At 42.3% G+C, this 21,402-nt stretch carries 18 protein-coding genes and 1 tRNA gene; 3 read left to right on the forward strand and 16 right to left on the reverse strand.

Annotated elements, in window-relative coordinates:
* Window positions 1–5: 5 nt before the first annotated feature.
* The 15 genes from AN394_RS13075 to AN394_RS13145 all read right to left on the reverse strand — a co-directional run bounded on the left by AN394_RS13075 (window position 6) and on the right by AN394_RS13145 (window position 17,113).
* Window positions 6–275: a K+/H+ antiporter subunit F gene (locus tag AN394_RS13075; protein WP_054553164.1), complete on the reverse strand. Its 270-nt coding sequence runs from the start codon at window positions 273–275 to the stop codon at window positions 6–8.
* Window positions 269–805, reverse strand: a complete 537-nt coding sequence (locus AN394_RS13080; RefSeq protein ID WP_055021720.1) for a Na+/H+ antiporter subunit E — start codon at window positions 803–805, stop codon at window positions 269–271. The genes AN394_RS13075 and AN394_RS13080 overlap by 7 nt, the downstream gene beginning before the upstream one ends.
* Window positions 805–2,322: a monovalent cation/H+ antiporter subunit D gene (locus tag AN394_RS13085; protein ID WP_055021721.1), complete on the reverse strand. Its 1,518-nt coding sequence runs from the start codon at window positions 2,320–2,322 to the stop codon at window positions 805–807. The genes AN394_RS13080 and AN394_RS13085 overlap by 1 nt, the downstream gene beginning before the upstream one ends.
* Window positions 2,319–2,663: a Na+/H+ antiporter subunit C gene (locus tag AN394_RS13090; protein ID WP_054553167.1), complete on the reverse strand. Its 345-nt coding sequence runs from the start codon at window positions 2,661–2,663 to the stop codon at window positions 2,319–2,321. Before AN394_RS13090 ends, AN394_RS13085 begins: the two co-directional genes overlap by 4 nt.
* Window positions 2,663–5,455 carry a monovalent cation/H+ antiporter subunit A gene (locus AN394_RS13095; protein WP_055021722.1) on the reverse strand — a complete coding sequence of 931 codons (2,793 nt, stop codon included), beginning with the start codon at window positions 5,453–5,455 and terminating at the stop codon, window positions 2,663–2,665. The genes AN394_RS13090 and AN394_RS13095 overlap by 1 nt, the downstream gene beginning before the upstream one ends.
* Window positions 5,456–5,666: 211 nt before the next feature.
* The gene (locus tag AN394_RS13100; protein ID WP_055021723.1) at window positions 5,667–6,869 is read right to left on the reverse strand and encodes a hypothetical protein; all 1,203 of its coding nucleotides are present in this window, start codon (window positions 6,867–6,869) and stop codon (window positions 5,667–5,669) included.
* Entirely contained in the window at window positions 6,853–7,731 is an 879-nt protein-coding gene (gene nlpI / locus AN394_RS13105) for a lipoprotein NlpI (protein WP_055021724.1), read from the reverse strand. Before nlpI ends, AN394_RS13100 begins: the two co-directional genes overlap by 17 nt.
* 128 nt (window positions 7,732–7,859) lie before the next feature.
* Entirely contained in the window at window positions 7,860–9,989 is a 2,130-nt protein-coding gene (pnp, locus tag AN394_RS13110; protein WP_054562096.1) for a polyribonucleotide nucleotidyltransferase, read from the reverse strand.
* Window positions 9,990–10,231: 242 nt separating this feature from the next.
* Window positions 10,232–10,501: a 30S ribosomal protein S15 gene (rpsO, locus tag AN394_RS13115; RefSeq protein ID WP_054553172.1), complete on the reverse strand. Its 270-nt coding sequence runs from the start codon at window positions 10,499–10,501 to the stop codon at window positions 10,232–10,234.
* Window positions 10,502–10,611: 110 nt separating this feature from the next.
* A complete protein-coding gene (gene truB / locus AN394_RS13120; RefSeq protein ID WP_054553173.1) occupies window positions 10,612–11,556 on the reverse strand; it encodes a tRNA pseudouridine(55) synthase TruB in 945 nt (314 codons plus the stop codon).
* Window positions 11,556–11,960 (reverse strand): 30S ribosome-binding factor RbfA, encoded by a 405-nt coding sequence (gene rbfA, locus AN394_RS13125; RefSeq protein WP_054553174.1) that lies wholly within the window; start codon window positions 11,958–11,960, stop codon window positions 11,556–11,558. Before rbfA ends, truB begins: the two co-directional genes overlap by 1 nt.
* A 110-nt stretch (window positions 11,961–12,070) precedes the next feature.
* Window positions 12,071–14,728, reverse strand: coding sequence for a translation initiation factor IF-2 (gene infB / locus AN394_RS13130; protein WP_054562097.1), 2,658 nt, complete (start codon window positions 14,726–14,728; stop codon window positions 12,071–12,073).
* A gap of 25 nt (window positions 14,729–14,753) precedes the next feature.
* The gene (gene nusA / locus AN394_RS13135; protein ID WP_054553176.1) at window positions 14,754–16,253 is read right to left on the reverse strand and encodes a transcription termination factor NusA; all 1,500 of its coding nucleotides are present in this window, start codon (window positions 16,251–16,253) and stop codon (window positions 14,754–14,756) included.
* Window positions 16,254–16,291: 38 nt separating this feature from the next.
* Window positions 16,292–16,747 (reverse strand): ribosome maturation factor RimP, encoded by a 456-nt coding sequence (gene rimP / locus AN394_RS13140; protein ID WP_054562099.1) that lies wholly within the window; start codon window positions 16,745–16,747, stop codon window positions 16,292–16,294.
* A 289-nt stretch (window positions 16,748–17,036) separates the two neighbouring features.
* Window positions 17,037–17,113: transfer RNA gene (locus tag AN394_RS13145), tRNA-Met, on the reverse strand.
* Between the two features lie 243 nt (window positions 17,114–17,356).
* On the opposite strand from AN394_RS13145, the gene AN394_RS13150 reads away from it, so the two are divergent.
* Complete coding sequence (locus tag AN394_RS13150) at window positions 17,357–17,818, forward strand: globin (RefSeq protein ID WP_055021725.1); 462 nt, start codon at window positions 17,357–17,359, stop codon at window positions 17,816–17,818.
* Here the strand turns inward: AN394_RS13150 and AN394_RS13155 are convergent.
* Window positions 17,813–18,586, reverse strand: a complete 774-nt coding sequence (locus AN394_RS13155; RefSeq protein ID WP_055021726.1) for a DUF4124 domain-containing protein — start codon at window positions 18,584–18,586, stop codon at window positions 17,813–17,815. The genes AN394_RS13150 and AN394_RS13155 overlap by 6 nt on opposite strands.
* A gap of 128 nt (window positions 18,587–18,714) precedes the next feature.
* Between AN394_RS13155 and AN394_RS13160 the strand changes: the two genes are divergently transcribed.
* Together AN394_RS13160 and AN394_RS13165 are read left to right on the forward strand one after the other, a co-directional pair.
* Window positions 18,715–20,265: a cryptochrome/photolyase family protein gene (locus tag AN394_RS13160; protein WP_200910013.1), complete on the forward strand. Its 1,551-nt coding sequence runs from the start codon at window positions 18,715–18,717 to the stop codon at window positions 20,263–20,265.
* A 117-nt stretch (window positions 20,266–20,382) separates the two neighbouring features.
* Window positions 20,383–21,396, forward strand: a complete 1,014-nt coding sequence (locus tag AN394_RS13165) for a hypothetical protein (protein WP_055021727.1) — start codon at window positions 20,383–20,385, stop codon at window positions 21,394–21,396.
* Window positions 21,397–21,402 lie beyond the last annotated feature (6 nt).

Below are 21,402 nucleotides of genomic sequence, written 5' to 3' on the forward strand. Positions count from 1 at the left end.
TTACCTTATTCAATAATATCGCCACGCAGCAGGTATTTACATACCGCTACAGTGCTCACAAAGCCAAGCATGGCGATTAATAATGCGGCTTCAAAATATAAATCGGTGCCCATGCTCATGCCATATAGAATAATTAAAGCAATGGTATTTATGAACATAGTATCTAAAGCCAATATACGATCAGGTACCGACGGCCCAACAATTAAACGCCATAGGTTTAACAGTAACGATATGGCTATCATTGCAAAAACAATTAGAAAAACGGTATCTAGCATCGAAAAATCTCCTTAAGCGGTGCTTCGTAGCGCTGCTTAATAGTATTAATTAACGCTTGTTCATCAGCTAAATCGAGTACATGGATCAATAAGTAGCGCTGTTGAATTTCTTCGCCCTCTTCGAGTGACTCAGGAATAGGATAAACCTCTGCGCTCACTGTACCTGGTGTTAAAGATACTGTGCTGGCCAAAATAGTGATTGGCATTTCATGGCTTAAATCCAATGGCACTTTGATAAAACCTGGGCGTAACTTTTTCGTTGGTCCAAGGATCAACAGAGCAACTTGTATGTTAGCAGTGACAATATCGTACAGCACTAACAATAAGTGCCTAAACGCAAGACCTGGCCTGACAATAAGAGGCTGTGGATCACGAAATGGGAATGTGATCCACGGAATAGTAATAGCAAAAAATGCAGCTAAAAACAGATGTCCTGGCGACACACTATTATTTAACAACAGCCATACAATGAATAATAAAACACTGCGAAATGGTGTTGGCAACCAACGAAAGCGAGATTCTAAACGCATTATTGGCCTCCTTGTAATACAGCGTTGATGCTAGTGTTGATATCAAACAACTGCTCTGACGTTGCTAACATATAGTCTGAAATCGGTCCTGCAAATACAACCATTAATGGTGAACACGCAAGTAATGCAACTACAGCTATCACTTTAACAGGGTGTGCTTTAGTGCCTTCAATTGCTTCACTGTCTTTATGGGTGTGATCCCAAAATAAGCTGGTACCGGCTCGTGAAACCGCCACTAATAACGCTAAACTAGAAACTAGGTAGATTGGCCAAAACAACATGGCTTTTTCGCTATCTAACGTGCTCTTTAAAATCCATACTTTGCCGACAAAGCCAGATAACGGTGGCATACCAACAACAGCAAGTGCAGCCACTACAAAACAAGTACCAAGTAAATATGGCTGTGCAACGGCGCGCCCTGCAACTAACCGGTCAGCAACTTTACCACGTTGCTGAGCAATTAAATCCGCAATTAAGAATAGTGCAGCGCAAATAATGGTTGAATGCACTAAGTAGTAAAGTAATGCAGCTGTTGCAGAGACATTCTGAATCGCAACCAATGCCACTAAAGTACCCACAGATACAACCACCAGATTCGCAATAAGCTTTCTAAAATCTTGACTCGCTAATACACCAATACCACCCATCACTATGGTCGCTAGTGCTAAGCCCCATAACCAAGGCTGTGCCATGTGAGCGAGTTCGCCAGCATTATCACCAAATATTACGGTATAAACGCGCAACATGGCATACACACCGACCTTGGTCATAATCGCGAATAATGCAGCAACTAATGGCATTGCACTGGCGTAGGTATTCGGTAGCCATAAATGTAACGGTAATAACGCGCCTTTTAACGCAAATACCACGATTAACAGCAAGCCACCAATTTTAGCAAGGTAAACATCATCACCCGTCAGCTGTGGTACTTTTTGCGCTAAATCAGCAATGTTCAATGTGCCTAACACACCATAAAGTACACCCAGCGCAATTAAGAATACGCTTGAACCAATCAGGTTTAAAATGACGTACTGCAGTGCAGCTCGGGTACTATGTTTGTTGCCGGCATGCATCAATAATGAATACGAAGCAATCAACAGCACTTCAAAAAATACGAACAGGTTAAATACATCGCCAGTTAAAAAGGCGCCATTTACACCTAACACTAAAAAGTGCACTAACGGATGGAAAAAGCTCCCTTTTTTATCATCGCCTGCACAGCTATAAAGCACCACAACTGCACCAAGGAAACTGGTAAGTAGCACAAGTAGCGTTGCTAGCCTATCGGCAACCAGCACAATACCAAATGGTGCAGACCAATCACCGATTGCGTAAACAAGCGGTGCGGTACTATTTACGTGAAATAATAAATAAGCACTGACCAATAGTGTGACAATCGACAAAATAACCGACGAAACACGACGAATATGTAAGTTTTTACCACATGGCGGCATGAGTAAAATCACCCCTGCCAACATCGGAATTAAAATTGGTAAAGAAGCTAAATGCTGAATCATTTTTGCTCCTTCGATGACTTAACAAGGTGACCATCAACATGGTCATTACCCAAGTCAGCACGGCCACGAATCGCTAAAATAACCACAAAAGCGGTCATCGCAAAGCCAATTACAATGGCGGTTAAAACCAGTGCTTGAGGGAGTGGATCGGCATACTCACTGCCTGTACCAAGTACAGCCGCTTTGTTAATAGTTAAACGACCTGAAGAGAATAAAAACAGGTTAACTGCATACGACAACATAGTCAGGCCGAGTACTACCGGGAAGGTACGAGCCCGTAATATTAAGTAAATTCCGCATGCAACCAGCACGCCGACGCATGATGCGTACAATACTTCCATTAAATATTTACCTCTTGCTTGGGTGTATCAGCAGTTAATTTACCTAAACTTGCTAAAATCATCAGCGTTGCACCTACAACAGTTAAATACACACCTAAATCAAATACGATAGCACTAGCAAGTTCTGTCTTGCCGACTAGCGGAATATCAAAATAATCAAACCAGGTTGTTAGGAATGGACGTTCGAAGAACCAACTTCCAATACCTGTAAACAATGCAATAGCAATACCTGACGCAATAATCTTACGATAATTCACGTCAAATCTGTCTGCAATCCAGTGCGAACCATTAGCCATATATTGCAAAATAAATGCAATCGCGGTAACCAGTCCTGCAATAAAGCCACCACCTGGTAAGTTATGACCACGTAAGAAAATATACGCTGACACAAGTAATGCAAGTGGTAACAAGCTTTGTGAAATACTCGACAATAGAATTGGGTAACGCTCTCTTGCCCATGGGCGCCCTTCACTATCACTTGCTGGCATAAACAGCGGCAAGTTAATAAGAAGCTTATAAATACCTAACGCAGCAATACCCAATACGGTAATCTCACCTAGGGTATCAAAACCCCTAAAGTCAACGAGGATAACGTTTACAACGTTAGTACCACCACCGCCAGTTTTTGCATTGGCAACAAAGAAGTCAGAAATTGACTCAAGTGGTCTTGTCAGGAGTGCATAACAAATACTCGCCACAACCACACCAATTGCCGATGAGATACCTAGGTCACGCAAAATACGCAATGAGCTTGATTCTTTCGGAGTACGCTGTGGTAAAAAGAACAGTGCGAGCATCAGTAGCATTACCGTGACAACTTCAACGGTTAACTGAGTCAGTGCTAAATCAGGCGCAGAGAATCGAGTAAATGCAACAGATACCATCAGGCCTACGATTGAAATCATAATCAAAGATATCATTCGTGAGCGATGCCAAATAACCGTTGCCAGCGCACCAATTATTAGTAAGCCGGCACCAATAGCATTATGGAAATCGATTGGCGTTAACTCACTTGCTCCTGCTAACTGGCGCATTTCAAATAAAGGCCAGCCCGCACACATAAGCACCACAGCAATCATCACAAAGGCATAGCGCTGTAACGAGCCATTTTCGATTCGTTTAATCTTTTCTTGTGACCATTTAATTAAGCTATATAAGCCACGCTCAAAGCCTTTCTTAGCATTCAAAGTTGGCAATGAAGCTTGGAAGTGGAACAGGTGCTTACGCTGCACATAAATCATCACGCCCACGCTTGTAGCAATAAAGCTCATTAACAGCGGTAAATTAAAGCCATGCCATACTGATAGCTTATAATCTGGGGCTGCATCGCCGAGCACTGCATAAGACGCCGAAGCTAAAATATCACTTACTGCAAAGTGCGGGAACATACCGACGAGTAAACACAGCACAACCAAAATTTCGATTGGTACACGCATATAGCGTGGTGGCTCATGAGGCTGTTTTGGCAAATCGATTGGGTCGCCGTTAAAAAACACGTCGTGAATAAAGCGTGCTGAATACGCGACAGAGAGTGCACCAGCAATAGTCGCTAACACTGGAATTAACCAAGACATAGAGCCAAGCACTTGCTGATGCAGTGTTTCGGCAAAGAACATTTCTTTCGATAAGAAACCATTTAACAGTGGCACGCCCGCCATGGCTGCCGCTGCTACCATAGCAAGTGTGGCGGTATACGGCATAAAGCGCCACATACCATTGAGTTTACGCATATCACGGGTGCCAGTTTCATGGTCAATGATACCCGTTGCCATAAATAACGACGCTTTAAAGGTTGCGTGGTTAATAATGTGGAAGATAGCAGCCACTGTAGCAAGCTCAGTGTCTAAACCAAGCAGTAAGGTAATTAAACCTAAATGGCTGATTGTTGAATAAGCCAGCAAGCCTTTTAAATCATGCTTAAATAACGCGATATAAGCACCAACCAATAAAGTCGCCAGACCCGTCATTGCTACTAAAATAAACCAAGTATCTGTGCCTGATAGCGCAGGATAAAAACGCGCTAATAAAAAGATACCCGCTTTAACCATGGTTGCAGAGTGTAGGTAGGCACTGACTGGTGTCGGTGCCGCCATCGCATGTGGTAACCAAAAATGAAATGGAAATTGTGCAGATTTGGTAAATGCACCTAAAAGCACTAATACCAACGCAGCCTCATAAAGTGCATGAGATTGAATAAGCGCTTTGCTTGCTAAAATCACATCAAGATTATAGCTACCAACAATATCACCAATTAGTAATAAACCTGCTAGTAACGCAAGACCACCGGCACCGGTAATAGCAAGTGCCATACGTGCACCTTTGCGAGCTTCTGACTTATGCCACCAATAGCTAATCAATAAGAACGAGCTAATACTGGTGAGCTCCCAGAAAAACCACAGCTGGATCACATTATTCGACATCACGATGCCGACCATTGCGGTCATAAATAGCATTAAATAGCAGTATAGCTTTGGCATTGAGTCGCTACTACTTAAGTAATAACGCGCATAAAAAATCACCAGGGTACCGATACCCAAGATCATATATAGAAAAAGTAACGTTAAACCATCAAGTCGAAACGAAACTTGCATGTTTAAAAGAGGGATCCACTCAGCAGTGTAGCGAATTGTTTCACCAGAAAAGACTGCAGGGGTATACGAAAATACAATTCCAAGGGCAATCAAAGGCGCTAACATGGTCAAAGCAGTGCTTTGGTTACGTGTTAGTTTTGAAGTGCAGGATGAAATAACACTGCCGATTAAGGATAACAGGGGTATCCAGAGCAAAGTCATAATTAGGAGCCTTTTAGTGTCATAAGAATATCAATACCGCTCTAGTTTTAATTAGTTGCGTACTGTTCATTTGGATGGTTAAAAGTTGGCTTCAAAAAAAGCTTACAATGCGTATAGTTATACTGATCAGGTGCTATTTTGTCTATAGGAGACACACCTATTTGCACAACATTTAACCGCTTTGCATACTAAAATAGCAATAAATAGACGATTAGTCAGAAAATTTCTGCTCTTTGGAAGCTGTTGTAAACACTGGCTTTAAGCCTAAAAAGGCAAAATATTCAGAAAACCGAATCGGCTTTGTTAAGGGCTGGTTAATTTGTTTTTGCCAAAGCTCACGGTATTGCTCAGACAAGCTCATTGTTTGGTACTGCATAATCGACCAATTAGGGCTTGGTTTATAGGCTAACTGATTGCTACAAGCGATACTTTTTTGCCAGCCTTTTGGTGGGGAAACCTTATTTGCAATAAACAGATTTGGTGCAACCAGCCCCTGTTGCTTACACAGCCACTGTTGTTTTTGCTCTGGTAAAGCATACTCATCTTCAAAGCCATTGAAATGCATTAGCTCATGTAAAAATACCGCATAAGATTGCGATGAATTGATATGCATAATCCCGCCAAGCACATTAGCAGCCCCTTGCTTTGACATCATCACAATAAAGTCAAAACCTTCAGGCCACGGATACGCTGCCGCATTTTGCCAGTTACACTTAAGCGCCCCACTACTATCATCACAACTAAACTTATCAGCAACATAAACAACGTCAGTAAAACAAAAGCTGCCTTTTGCAGGCTCAGGCGCTTTACTGTATTGCTGCTTATACTGCTTTAAAGTATCAATACCCTTGTAATGATCTGTCATCATTAAAATATTAAATTGGCACTGACTGCTTGCTTGTACACTTGATGTTGATAAGGCTAATTGCTGTTGCTGCGCATAAGCTGGGTCAATTTGAGCTGGCGGCATTTGTTGCTGCAACAGCCAAGCTTGCTTGGCATTTCCCTCTGGTAACTTGCCAGCTTTACCTAGGTAACTTATATCGAGCCACTGGTTTGCTCTGACTAACTGCTCCGCTAAGGTTTGTTGCTGATCTGAATTGAATTTAGCAAAGTAAGGCTGCCACCATAATTTTGCTGCGGTGTAATCATGTTGCTGCAAAAACCTGAGCGCAAGCTGATACGCCGCATTACTATCATTAAGCGTTGCTAACTGGCGAAGCTGTGAGTTACTCAGCACTAAATGCTGCAAATTAATGGCGCTGGGTGCCAAATGATAGATAGCTATTGCTTGTGAAGGAGTAGTATTTGCGTAATAAGCGTAAGCGGGAATAAAACGAGACACTGAGCTTGGTACGAAACCCAAGCTCAGTAATAGAATAGCAGTAAAAGAAACCTTAGCTTGCGTTTTCACCAGCCATTAACTCAAGCTCTAAGCGGGCATATTTGTATTCAACAAACTCATGCACATTGGTGGCAAGGGCAAGTCTAAAGTAATCGGCAGCAAGATAGTTATCACCCGCCGCTTGATGCATCTTCGCTAGGTAGAAATAAGCTTCGCATAAGCGGTGCGCATACTCTTGCTCTGAAGTTACACCTTCAATAATGCCAGATAAAAACTCAAACTCACTGATATCACCTAAATAAAGTGCCAACAGTTGGTAACCCCATTGAGACTCATCAACACCCTGCGAGTTAGCTTTTAAATCAATTAAGGCCTGCGCTTTATCAGCTTCTGATTGGGCTAAATAAAGCCATAACACACGATAAGGATCGCTCGGTGAACGATTTAAAAACTGCTGTAAATCATCTTGTGCAAGTGATGGACGGTCACCATAGTAAAGGGCAATACCACGATTTAAATAGGCATACTCGTGTTGCTCGTTAAGCTCAAGTGCCGAATCAAAGAACTCATAAGCTTGTTCATACTGCTGCATTAGTGTGTGATGAATGCCTAAGAAGTTATACACTTCTGCTAGGTCTGGTTTGAGCTTAATCGCACGGTTAAAGTCAATACGCGCCAAGGTCGACATACCTAAGCTGTCAAATAATACACCGCGATCATAATAAAGTTTGGCTTGTTGCTCTGCACTTAAATCAGCACGGTTTAGTAGTTCAGAATAGCGAGCAATCGTAATTTCGTTACGAAAATCAGGTGCTAATGGTGCAGTAAAAGGCACATTAACAATAGGGACTGACTCAGGTTGTGAAGTTGTTTGACATGCACTTAAAGAAAAAATAGCCACAGCGGTCAATGCTAAGTGTTTAAAAATCATTAAATTCCTTAATACCTGAATTCTCTGTAGACAAAGGCGAAGCGGATAGGTTTCATTAAAGCATAAAAAAAGGGGCTAAACAGCCCCTTTTTCTTATATCCAGCAAATAACTGGTTATTCAATCATCATTAAGCGTCTTTAGACTCTTCTGCTTTTTCCTCAGCAGCTGGTTCCATTGCTTCTTTGATGCTTAGACGTACACGACCTTGGCGATCTACTTCAAGAACTTTAACTTTAACTTCTTGGCCTTCGCTTAGGTGGTCAGTTACGTTGTTAACACGCTCTGTGCTGATTTGTGAAATGTGCACTAGACCGTCTTTACCCGGAAGGATATTAACGAACGCACCAAAATCAACGATACGTACAACTTTACCAGTGTAGATAGTACCTACTTCTAGCTCAGCAGTTAATTGCTCGATACGCTTGATTGCATCGTTTGCGCTGATGCCATCAGTTGCAGCGATCTTGATTGTACCGTCATCTTCGATTTCGATCGTTGTGCCAGTTTCTTCAGTAAGTTGACGGATAGTTGCGCCACCTTTACCGATAACTTCAGCAATTTTCTTCGCAGGGATTTGCATTGTGTAAATGCGAGGTGCGAATTGAGATAACTCTTCAGAAGGTGCTGCAATCGCCTCGTCCATAACACCTAAGATGTGTAAACGTGCTGCTTTCGCTTGTTTAAGAGCGATTTGCATGATTTCTTTAGTGATACCTTCGATCTTGATATCCATTTGTAGTGCAGTGATACCGTTTGAAGTACCCGCTACTTTAAAGTCCATGTCACCTAAGTGATCTTCATCACCCAAGATATCTGAAAGAACAACGAAATCGTCGCCTTCTTTAACTAGACCCATCGCGATACCAGCAACAGATGCTTTAATTGGAACACCTGCGTTCATAAGTGCTAGTGACGTACCACATACTGATGCCATAGACGATGAACCGTTTGATTCAGTGATTTCTGAAACAACACGGATTGAGTATGGGAAGTCAGTAAGTGTAGGTAGTACCGCAGCAATACCACGCTTAGCTAGGTTACCGTGACCAATTTCACGACGCTTAGGAGAGCCTACAAAACCTGTTTCACCTACGCAGAACGGAGGGAAGTTGTAGTGAAGCATGAAGTGATGCTTGTTAGTACCTGTTAAGTCGTCGATTAACTGTGAATCACGTTCTGTACCAAGCGTTGCAGTTACAAGTGCTTGCGTCTCACCACGCGTGAAGATTGCAGAACCGTGAGTACGTGGTAAAACACCCGTCATTACGTCTAGTGCACGAACCATATCTGGTTCACGACCATCGATACGTTTTTCACCAGCGATGATACGACCACGAACGATTTCTTTTTCTAAAGAACCGAATAGTTTGCCAACTTCTTGCGTATCTAGCTCTTCGCCTTCAGCAAGTTCAGCTGTTAATGTAGCAACAACTTCTTCTTTCGCTGCACCTAGTGCTTCTTTACGCGCTACTTTGTCAGTGATGCGGTATGCTTCACCTACTTTATCAGCAGCAATTGCAGAGATTTTCTCAGCAAGTGTTACGTTTTTCTCTGGTGCAGTCCAATCCCAAGCTGGTTTACCCGCTTCAGCTTTGAACTCGTTGATTGCGTTGATGATAGCTTGAGATTGCTCATGACCATAAACAACCGCACCTAACATCACGTCTTCAGATAGTGTTTCAGCTTCTGATTCAACCATAAGTACTGCGTTATCAGTACCAGCAACAACTAGGTCTAATTGGCTTTCTTCAAGCTCAGCTAGTGTTGGGTTAAGTACGTATTCACCGTTGATGAAACCAACACGTGATGCACCGATAGGACCATTGAATGGAATACCAGAGATAGCAAGTGCTGCTGAAGTACCAATCATAGCAACCATGTCAGGTTGGATTTCTGGGTTAACAGAAACAACTGTCGCGATTACTTGTACTTCGTTTACGAAACCGTCTGGGAAAAGTGGACGGATTGGACGGTCGATTAGACGAGCGATAAGTGTTTCGCCATCGTTAGGACGACCTTCACGCTTAAGGAAACCACCAGGGATACGACCCGCAGCGTACATACGTTCTTGGTAGTTAACTGTTAGTGGGAAGAAGTCTTGACCTGGTTGTGCATCACGCTTACCAACAACAGTAACTAATACTGAAGTGTCGCCAATGCTTGCTAGTACTGCGCCGTCTGCTTGACGAGCGATAGCACCTGTTTCTAGGGTCACAGTGTGTTGACCTAGTTGAAATTCTTTAATAATTGCTTGCACTTAAAAATGTCCTTTAAATGTAAAAGCAACTCAGAGCTGTGCTCCGAATTGGTAAAAAATAGTCCATCAAAGTACCAATTACAGTACTTAATTGTGCTTATGAAAACACGATTAAGTACTACAATTGGCAATGATGTTTTTTAATATCTAAGCAGTATCCACTACCTAGGTGTGCGCTAGTATACCTTTCATGCGCGCACAAAAAAAGGGGCTAAATAGCCCCTTTTCTCGTAATCTAGTTCTTAGCGACGTAGGCCAAGCTCTTGGATTAACGCAGTGTAACGTGCAATGTCTTTACCTTTAAGGTAGTCAAGCAGTTTACGGCGTTGGCTTACTTTGCGAAGAAGACCACGACGTGAGTGGAAGTCGTGCTTGTGGCTAGCAAAGTGACCTTGAAGCTTGTTGATATCGAAAGTTAGAAGTGCAACTTGTACTTCAGGTGAACCAGTGTCGCCTTCAGCGCGTGCAAATTTAGCGATGATTTCAACTTTTTCTTGATTGCTTAGTGACATAGTAACTCCAAAAATTAATTTAAATTGTGTTTTAGCCGATCACTAATTCAGCCAAAACGATTGAGCGGGGCGTATTCTACCCAGCTTTGCTAATAACTACAAGGTAATCTTTACTCAGGCAGTTGATTTGATAAGCCACGCTTTGATTTTAAATGACCGTCTTTATGACGCTCACCGGTACCAATGAACACCCCATCAGCCATTACCTTTACCACACCATCTGGTACAGGCTTACCAATCACGACTGTTTGACCATGACTAAATGCCACGCCCTGCTCTTGAGTAATCTCAATCACAGGTAAATCAACCAAAGCAGTATCCATTGGCAATAGTAGCTCATCTAGGTAGCTTGAAGGCGCAACATCGTCTGCTTTTGCCTGCTGTAGCTTTTCTTCAAGTTGCTCAAGAGTGACCATTTTTTCACTTGGATAATGGCCAACTGCACTGCGATGCAACATGATGACATGCGCACCACAGCCAAGCTTTTCACCTAAGTCGTCAACAATAGTACGAATATAAGTGCCTTTAGACACATGTGCCGTCATTTGTACTTCGTTATTAGCTTCATCAAACTCATCAAGCGTTAAACTAAATACATTAATTTTTCGACACTTACGCGGTACTTCGATACCTTCGCGGGCATATTTATACAAAGGCTGACCTTGGTATTTTAGCGCAGAGTACATCGAAGGGTATTGATCCGACTCACCTAAGAAACTGGCAATTTGCTCAGCTAATTGTTCACGGGTGACCGATACGTCGCGCGTTTCAACCACTTCACCATCTGAATCAGAGGTAGTGGTTCGCTCACCAAGTTTGGCGCGTACAACATAGGTTTTGTCAGTATCAAGCAAGAACTGGGTAAACTTAGTCGCTTCACCAAAACAAATAGGCAGCATACCCGTCGCAAGCGGATCAAGCGCACCGGTGTGGCCTGCTTTTTGAGCAAAGTAAATCCCTTTTGCTTGCTGCAATGCTTTGTTTGATGAAATACCTTGCGGCTTATTAAGTAATAAGATGCCGTCAATAGCACGACCTTTACTGCGTCTAGCCATTAGTCTTTAGTGCCTTCTTCGCTGTCATCTTCGTCAACATGCTTGGCATTGTCTTCACGAATAACTGAGTCAACCAAGTTTGAAATACGCATACCTTCCATAAGCGAGTTATCGATCACAAAGCGTAACTCAGGCATGATGCGCGCACGAATACGTTTACCTAATAAAGAACGAATATAACCCGTTGCTTCATTTAAGATTTTAGCGCTTTGCTTGGCTTTATCTTCATCATCAGTGTTGAATACTGTGATGAATACTTTTGCGTAAGATAAGTCGCGAGATACCTCAACCGCAGACACTGTCACCATACCTAAGCGTGGATCTTTGATTTCGCGTTGAAGAATAACAGCAATCTCTTTTTGAATTTGCTGTGCAACACGATCAGTGCGAGAAAATTCTCTCATTTCATTTCACTCTAAAATAATAACTTATTGATGTTAAAGAATAAGTTAATTTAATTACGAATACACAAATGGGGGCTAGGCCCCCATTTAAAGCAATAACTTAAACGAAATTAAAGTGAACGTTGTACTTCAACCGTCTCGAATACCTCGATTTGGTCGCCAACTTTAACATCGTTGTAGTTCTTAACGCCGATACCACATTCCATACCGTTACGAACTTCTTGTACGTCATCTTTAAAGCGACGAAGTGACTCAAGTTCACCTTCATAGATAACCACGTTATCACGAAGTACACGGATAGGCGCGCTACGCTTAACGATACCTTCAGTAACCATACAACCTGCGATTGCACCAATCTTAGGTGACTTGAACACGTCACGAACTTCAGCAAGACCAATGATCTCTTGCTTGAATTCTGGTGCAAGCATACCTGACATCGCTTGTTTAACTTCTTCAATCAGGCTGTAGATTACGCTGTAGTAACGTAAGTCTAGGTTTTCTGACTCAATTACTTTACGAGCTGATGCATCAGCACGTACGTTAAAGCCTACAACGATTGCGTTTGACGCCGCTGCAAGCGTTGCATCAGTTTCAGTGATACCACCTACACCTGAACCAACAATCTTCACTTTAACTTCATCAGTAGAAAGCTTAGTTAATGAATCAGCGATTGCTTCAATTGAACCTTGTACGTCAGCTTTAAGAACGATGTTAACTTCTGATACATCGCCTTCAGCCATGTTCGTAAACATGTTTTCAAGCTTCGCTTTTTGTTGACGAGCAAGCTTCACTTCACGGAACTTACCTTGACGGTAAAGTGCTACTTCACGCGCTTTACGCTCATCTTTAACTACTGTTGCTTCATCACCAGCAGCAGGGATACCAGATAGACCTAAAATCTCAACTGGGATAGATGGACCCGCAGACTTGATGTCTTTACCGTTCTCATCTTTCATCGCACGTACACGGCCATATTCAAGACCACAAAGTACGATATCACCTTGGTTAAGCGTACCAGACTGAACTAGGATTGACGCAACTGGACCACGACCTTTATCTAGACGCGATTCAATTACAACACCTGCAGCCATACCTTCAGCTGGCGCAGTTAGCTCAAGTAGCTCAGCTTGCATTAATACCGCTTCAAGTAGGTCATCAATACCTAAACCAGTTTTCGCAGAGATGTGTACAAACTGTGTTTCACCACCCCACTCTTCTGGGATAACGTCTAGTTGTGCTAGCTCGTTCTTAACGCGATCTGGGTCGATGCCTTCTTTATCCATTTTGTTTACTGCGATGATTAAAGGAACGCCAGCAGCACGCGCGTGCTGAACCGCTTCTTTAGTCTGTGGCATTACACCATCATCCGCAGCAACTACTAGGATTACGATATCCGTTGCTTTAGCACCACGTGCACGCATTGATGTAAACGCGGCGTGGCCTGGAGTATCTAAGAAAGTAATCATGTTGCCATTCGTTTCAACGTGGTATGCACCAATGTGCTGAGTAATACCACCGGCCTCACCAGAGGCAACTTTTGCTGAACGAATGTAGTCAAGTGTTGACGTTTTACCGTGGTCAACGTGACCCATTACTGTTACAACCGGTGCACGAGGAATCGCTTTACCTTCTTCGCTACGGTCGTTTAGAACTTTCTCTTCTAATTCGTTTTCTTTAACGATAATAACCTTGTGACCCATTTCTTCAGCAACAAGCTGCGCTGTTTCTTGGTCAATCACTTGGTTGATGGTAACCATGTCACCCATCTTCATCATCGTTTTAACAACTTCAGCACCTTTAACTGCCATGCGTGATGCAAGCTCAGCAACAGTGATTGTTTCACTGATACGAACTTCGTTTTTCACGTCAGCTGTTGGTTTTTGGAAACCATGTTGTAAAGACGTTGGTGCTTTAAGCTTGCCTTTCTTACCTTTAGGACCGGCAGCCTGTTTATCTTTTTGAGGTCCTTTTTTCTTTTTCTTACGACGAGCGCTATTCTCTTCACGTGCATCAGATTCATCTTCTGCTTCACGTGCGTAAGTTGAAGTCGTAAGGTGGTGATCAGCGTTTTCTTCACGCTGCTTACGCTCTTCTTCTTCCTTTTTCCAGCGAGCTTCATTTTCTTCAGCTAGCTTTCTTGCCTCTTCTGCTTGACGTTTCGCTTCTTCTTCAGCTTTTCTCAATGCGGCCTCTTCTGCTTCTTTTTGCAGACGCTCAGCTTCGGCGCGATCTTGTTCAGACTTAGCACTTTGCTCTGGGGTCATCTGCTTCTGTTTCGCTTTACGCTCAGCTTCAGCTTTACGTTTAGCCTCTTCTTTGGCTTTACGCTCAGCTTCTTCTTTCGCTTTGCGCTCTGCCTCTTGTTTCGCTTTAAGCTCCTCAGCTTCTTGCTGGGCTTTAAGCTCTGCTGCTTTACGTGCAGCTTCTTCTGCAGCTAAACGCTCTTCTTCTTGCTGTTGCTCAATGGCGCTTTTCTTAACGTAAGTACGTGTTTTACGTACTTCAACTTGCACAGACTTCGCTTTACCTGTAGAGCCAGTTACGCTTAGCGTACTTTTGCTTTTACGTTGCAAAGTCATGCGAGCTGGGCCTTCTGAGCCCGTGCCGCCGTGCTGCTTGCTCAAGTGATCTAATAACGTCGACTTTTCAGACTCAGTTACCATATCACCTGCTTTTTTAGAAATACCGGCTTGTTCTAGCTGCTGTAGTAATTTATCAACAGTTGTACCAATATCTCCGGCTAGTTTTTCAACATTTACTTCTGCCATAGTGTGTAATACCTCCGTTAATAAATTACTCGTCTGCGAACCAACAAATGTTACGCGCAGCCATAATCAGCTTGCCAGCTTCTTCTTCTGAAAGTTCAGTGATGTCTACTAACTCATCAATGCCTTGCTCAGCTAAGTCTTCAAGTGTTACTACACCTTTACTTGCCATAACAAATGCAAGGTGACGCTCTAAGCCTTCAAGCGCTAGTAGGTCTTCTGCAGGTTCTGCACCTTCTAGGCTTTCTTCAGTTTTAAGCGCTTTCGTTGTTAATGCGTCTTTTGCACGTGAACGTAAGATATCAACTGTTTCTTCATCTAAACCGTCAATTTCTAAGAATTCTGATGCAGGTACGTAAGCCACTTCTTCAAGTGTTGAGAAACCTTCGTTGATAAGTAAAGTTGCAAACTCATCATCGATATCTAAGTATTCAGTGAATAAGTTGATTAGCTTATCTGATTCAGCTTCGTTCTTCGCACGCATGTCATCAACTGTCATTACGTTTAATTCCCAACCAGTTAACTGGCTAGCAAGACGAACGTTTTGACCATTACGACCGATTGCTTGTGCTAGGTTATCGGCTTCAACAGCGATATCCATTGAATGTGTATCTTCGTCCATTACGATTGACGCAACTTCTGCTGGTGCCATTGCATTGATAACGAATTGCGCTGGGTTGTCATCGTAAAGAACGATATCAACACGCTCACCACCAAGCTCAGTTGAAACTGCTTGTACACGTGCACCACGCATACCAACACACGCACCTACTGGGTCGATACGTTTGTCGTTAGATTTTACCGCGATTTTTGCACGAGAACCTGGATCACGTGCAGCTGCACGTAGTTCAATCATCTCTTCGCCAATCTCTGGCACCTCAATGCGGAAAAGTTCCATTAGCATTTCTGGCTTAGAACGCGTTACAAATAACTGCGCGCCACGTGCTTCTGGCTTAACTTCGTAAAGAAGACCACGGATACGGTCACCTGGACGGAAGTTTTCACGCGGTAACATATCATCACGGTAGATAACCGCTTCAGCATTGTTACCAAGGTCAAGTACGATTGCATCACGGGTTGCTTTTTTAACAACACCTGTTACTAATTCGCCTTGTTGATCTTTGTATTCTTCAACCACTAATGCACGCTCAGCTTCACGTACTTTTTGTACGATAACTTGCTTAGCCATTTGTGTTGTAATACGGTCAAACTTGATTGACTCAATTTGTTCTTCAACGTAATCACCTAATTGTAGGCTTTCGTCTTCAACCTGAGCCGCTTCAAGTGTGATTTCGCTGTAAGGGTTTTCTAAAGAACCATCTTCAAGAACTTCAGCAATCTTCCAACGACGGAATGTGTCATAATCACCTGTTTTACGGTCGATTGATACGCGAACTTCGATTTCGCCATCGTGTTTTTTCTTTGTTGCAGTCGCTAATGCGAACTCTAACGCTTCAAAAATCTTTTCTTTTGGAACCGCTTTCTCATTGGAGACGGCTTCAGCAACCAATAATATTTCTTTTGCCATGGGTTATGCCTCGCTTGCCCTATTCCTTCGCACTCGAATTAAAACTTTGCGATGATGTTCGCACGTTCAATGTTACTAAGCATAATCATATGCTCAGCGCCATCTGCTGAAAGTGTGATCATATCACTGCTAACTGATACTAAATCGCCTTTAAAGTTACGACGACCATCTTGCGGAAGCTTTGTACGCACGCGTACTTCTTCTCCTTGCGCCTTCTCGTAGTGATCTTGTTTGAATAATGGACGATCAACACCAGGAGACGAAACTTCCAAATCATATTCATTTGTAATTGGGTCTTCGACGTCTAAAATTGCGCTAACTTGACGACTAACGTCGGCACAATTGTCAACCGTAATCCCTGCATCGTGATCGATATAAACACGTAATGTAGAGTGGCGACCAGCTTGCACAAACTCAAGACCATGTAACTCAAAGCCTAACATTTCAACGGCCGGTGAGAGCATGGCTACTAAATCTTGCTCAAGTTTTGTCACGAAAATCCTCCATACAAACAAAAAAAGGGCATATAGCCCTGAAATACTGAGTTTAATAATGATTTAAAATCACCGCCAAGCAGATACAACAACGCCCCGAACCAAGCGGGGCGTCACACCTAAAGCATAAAACTGTGTGGCCTAGGGCCAAGCTTGGTTGCGAGTCAGTCACCTGACTAAATTAAACTAGATAGCCTAAACGCAAAACGCGCATTACCAGAATGCGCGACTTCATACAGTAAAAATTACTGTGCATACTAAGTACACTTACAATGCCTTAGCATGTATTTGGTTGCGGGAGCCGGATTTGAACCGACGACCTTCGGGTTATGAGCCCGACGAGCTACCAGGCTGCTCCATCCCGCGCCAATAGATATTAAAAGTAACTTAATATCATTTAATCGAGTGTTAAACACCTCAATTCAATGGCGGCTATTATAAGCATGTAGCGCTCAATTAGCAACCTTCCTACATGAATTAGTTAGACTATTTTTTGCCTAAAAATTTTATGACAACCTTGTCATAAAATTTCCCATAACTGAAAATTCTCGTCTATATTTAGTCATATAATAAGAACAACCTATAGCCTTGGCTATTAAGCGATTTACTATGAGTCTATCTTCATTTCAAAAAAGACTGTTACTACAAGATATTGAATTGCTAAAACCGGATTTCCATCAGTTTACAAGCGCATATCATCGCAGTCTTAGTACTCGTCAATTAACCATGACAGTGCCTGAGCAAGAAAGCATAACTAAGCGCAGCTATATTCTTTACTGTGCGCTCAACAAAGTAGTAAGCCACCTCGATGACTTACAGCAAGTCACGCCGTTTATTCATTATTTAGCGAATAACTTGAGCTTTTTAAACGTATCATTTGAAGATATCGATACCCTTTGCGATGCCTTTATTGATACGCGCAAATCGTATATTCACCACATTAGTGCGCAATTACATCAAGCTTGGCTGCAAGCTACGAGAATATTTGCCAACATCGTAAAAAGTTACTTGTTTGCTTATTCAAATGTGGTGTCGTTTAGCGCCTATTGCCCAGCACGCTTAAGCTCATAGTTTGGTCAATTCGCTGTTGAGCCTATCTATTTGTTTTTGTTCAATGGCGATTAAGGTATTAAAACGACTCGTTAAAGCTGTCATTTTGTCAGCTAGTGCGTTATCGCTATTCGCATCAGCTAAATTACGAGGGTGGCTACTTAGTTGTTGCTCAAGCTCTGACATTTGCATGTTTAACTCACTTTGATAAGTATCTATTTTATTTTCATGCTCTGAAATTTTACGCATAATTTGTTTCGAGCGAATAAAACTAGCAACCTCATTATTAGCAACCGTATTTGCAGATGAAGTTAACGTGTATTTTTCAGCAGTGAGTCTATCAATACTACGCTGCTCACTGTCGATAAGCACGCCGTAACGCTCAGATACTGCGGTCATTTGTTTGGCGATTGCAGCTTGTTTTTTAGCCCCCACCAAGTTACGTAGCTGAGCATCTGATTGCTCAGTTAAAGCCACTATTTCCCTGTCCATTTTGAGCTTGAACGTATCAATTTTATTGTTATGTTCTGCTATTTGCGCATCGATTTGCTTTAAGCGGATATAACGGTCGACCTCTGCGGTATCTTTACCTGCTGATGATTGTGCAGCATTATCTGACGCGCCCGAAAGGTGTGGATTTTGTTCTTTAATGGTAATCAACTTTGCATCTTTGCCACAGGGCTGTTGGCTAAATTCAGCAACACCGTTTTTCTCACAGTGATAAACAGTGCTGTGGGCCAAAGGGCAAACTAACAGGCTTATAAATAGTAAATGTAAATTAATTTTCATCTCGACCCTTCCTTAGTAGTGACTCATTAAAAATGCCACTAATGTACCTTTTATAGACTATATTTATCGATCTATCTTTGTGATTGCTTCGTAGTTACCTAGATTACTTGCGTCAAAGGCTATTAGAAGTGCAATACACCACCTTAAGATTTATTTTTGGCGATCAACTTAATGCAAGCCACAGCTGGTTTAAAGAAAAATCACAACCAGACACGCTGTATGTCATCGCCGAATTAAAACAAGAAACCAACTACGTAAAGCACCACCTGCAAAAAGTGGTCGCCTTCTTTGCTGCAATGGAAAACTTTGCTAATGCACTGACAAAAGCGAATTTAAACTGCCTGCATCTGACACTCGATGACACACAAGATGATGACTCACTACCAGAGCTACTGACCCGGTTAGCTAAGCATTATCAATGCCAGAATATTGAGTACCAATACCCAGACGAATATCGCCTTAAAAAGCAACTTGCAGACTTTTCACAGCAGAGCGAATTTAATGTCAATGCAGTTGATTCGGAACACTTTCTACTACCTTTTAATGATATTGACCAGCACTTTAAGCCAAATAAGCCAGTAAAAATGGAGTTTTTTTATCGTGCTATGCGCAAACGTTTTAATATTTTAATGGACGATGATAATCAACCTCGTGGTGGCAAATGGAATTTTGATCAGCAAAATAGAAACAAGTTAAAACCCAGCGATCTTAAAGAAATCCCAGAACCTTTATGTTTCGGTCACGATGTTAGCAACATCCTTAAACGAGTAGAAATGCACAAACTAAACACCTTTGGTGAGTGCAGCGATACGTTAATTTGGCCAACCACACGCGCTGAAGCAAAGCAGTTACTCGATTTTTTTTGCGATCATTTACTGGTTCATTTTGGTCAGTTTCAGGATGCTATGACATGCCAGTCCCAGTACCAATGGTCTTTGTATCACAGCCGTTTATCGTTTGCCCTTAATACTAAAATGCTGCACCCGATGCAGGTCATCGAGCAAGTGTTAACTAGCTTTGATAAGCAACCTATTGATATTGCGCAAGTTGAAGGTTTTATCAGGCAAATTCTCGGTTGGCGCGAGTATGTACGTGGTATTTATTGGCAAAATATGCCTGATTACGCCAGCAAAAATGCCTTAAATGCAAAGCGCCCCCTACCCGACTATTTTTGGCATGGCAAAACAAACATGAATTGTATGCACCATGCCATTACACAAAGCCTGCAGACAGCTTATGCACACCACATACAACGTTTGATGATCACGGGTAACTTTTGCTTATTAACCGCTATTGAGCCAAGTGAAGTAGATGAATGGTATTTAGGTGTTTATATCGACGCCATAGAATGGGTAGAAATGCCCAACACTCGGGGAATGAGCCAATTTGCTGACGGGGGATTAATTGCCACTAAACCCTATGCTGCCAGTGGTAATTACATCAACAAAATGAGTGATTATTGCAAACACTGTAGTTACAACATCAAAGAAAAAGCCACTGAGGATGCTTGCCCATTCAACAGCCTATATTGGCATTTTATGTTAGAGCACGAACAACAGCTATCACAAAACCCACGTATCGGTATGATTTATAACAACTGGTATAAACAGGATGAATCTGTACAGCAAGCCACTCTCAAACGGGCTAACTGGTGCTTGGATAATTTAGAAAAACTGTAATGACAAAGTACCATATTGGGTAAACTTGTTAATTAAATGTTTAATTATTTTGTCACTCTAGTGTAATCACGCTCTTTTTTAATAGCGCTGCATATTAAATAACACTTTGAGGACACAATGAAAAAAACACTTATTAGCGCAGCGTTTTTAGTTGCATGCAGCAGTAACGTACATGCGTTTAGTCAAGAAACCCACAAACGTATAGTGATTGATGCCGTTAACTACATGCAACAACACCCAAGCACAACACAATACGCTGCGTTAGTCAGCTATGCTCAGCAAAATAATATGACTGTCACTCAACTTGGCGAGCTACTTGGGCAAGCAGCCTATGACGTCGATGATTTTGAGGACACTTTTTTTTGTGGTGCTATTACAGGTTCTTGCGTTCAAGCACCAGTTTGGGGTGCTGCGGAAAGTATTGTGAAATACACCAGTTATTGGCACTTTCAAAATCACACGCAAGGTGCTGATCAACATGGCAACGACTTTGGCGGCTACAACTATCAAAGTCTAACAGTATGGGGAGCGGTTGATAATCTCGCAGCGACATGGCTCAAAGGTGATTACCTTGATGATGGTAAAGGTGGTGAAACAGGCTGGTTCAATGCTGACTCTTCAAAATATAATAGCTATGGCGTTACTGAAGCTCATTACCGTATAGATAGCCAATCAAGTTACAGCATGTATGATGACTTTGAGGATATGCCATTCCAACCTATCGATAACTTAGGGCAGTACTGGTATCAAAGTTACTTACAAAGCGGTAATCCACAGATTTTAGGTTTTGTATTTCACACCACCGATTTACTCCAACCTCATCATACTTGGACAACCTCCGATTTAAATCACTCAAGCTGGGAAAGTTGGGTGAATGATTATTACGACCAAGAAAACCTCAACGATCCAGCCCTTGTTACACAAGCTATGACGACCTTTGCGGCATTAGATACACAATCAACTGATGTACGCCCTTTGTTAACCCAAGGTGGCGCATTTTCGTATGCTCAAGGTGGGATCGTGTTAAATTCAGAAGATCATTACGACCGACTCGATACTGCAAAACAAGTGGTTCCTCATGCGATTGCGATGGTGGTTCACCTACTTAATCATGCCATGGTTGCTCGATAATGCGTG

Source organism: Pseudoalteromonas sp. P1-26 (genome assembly GCF_001401795.1).
Taxonomy (GTDB): domain Bacteria; phylum Pseudomonadota; class Gammaproteobacteria; order Enterobacterales; family Alteromonadaceae; genus Pseudoalteromonas.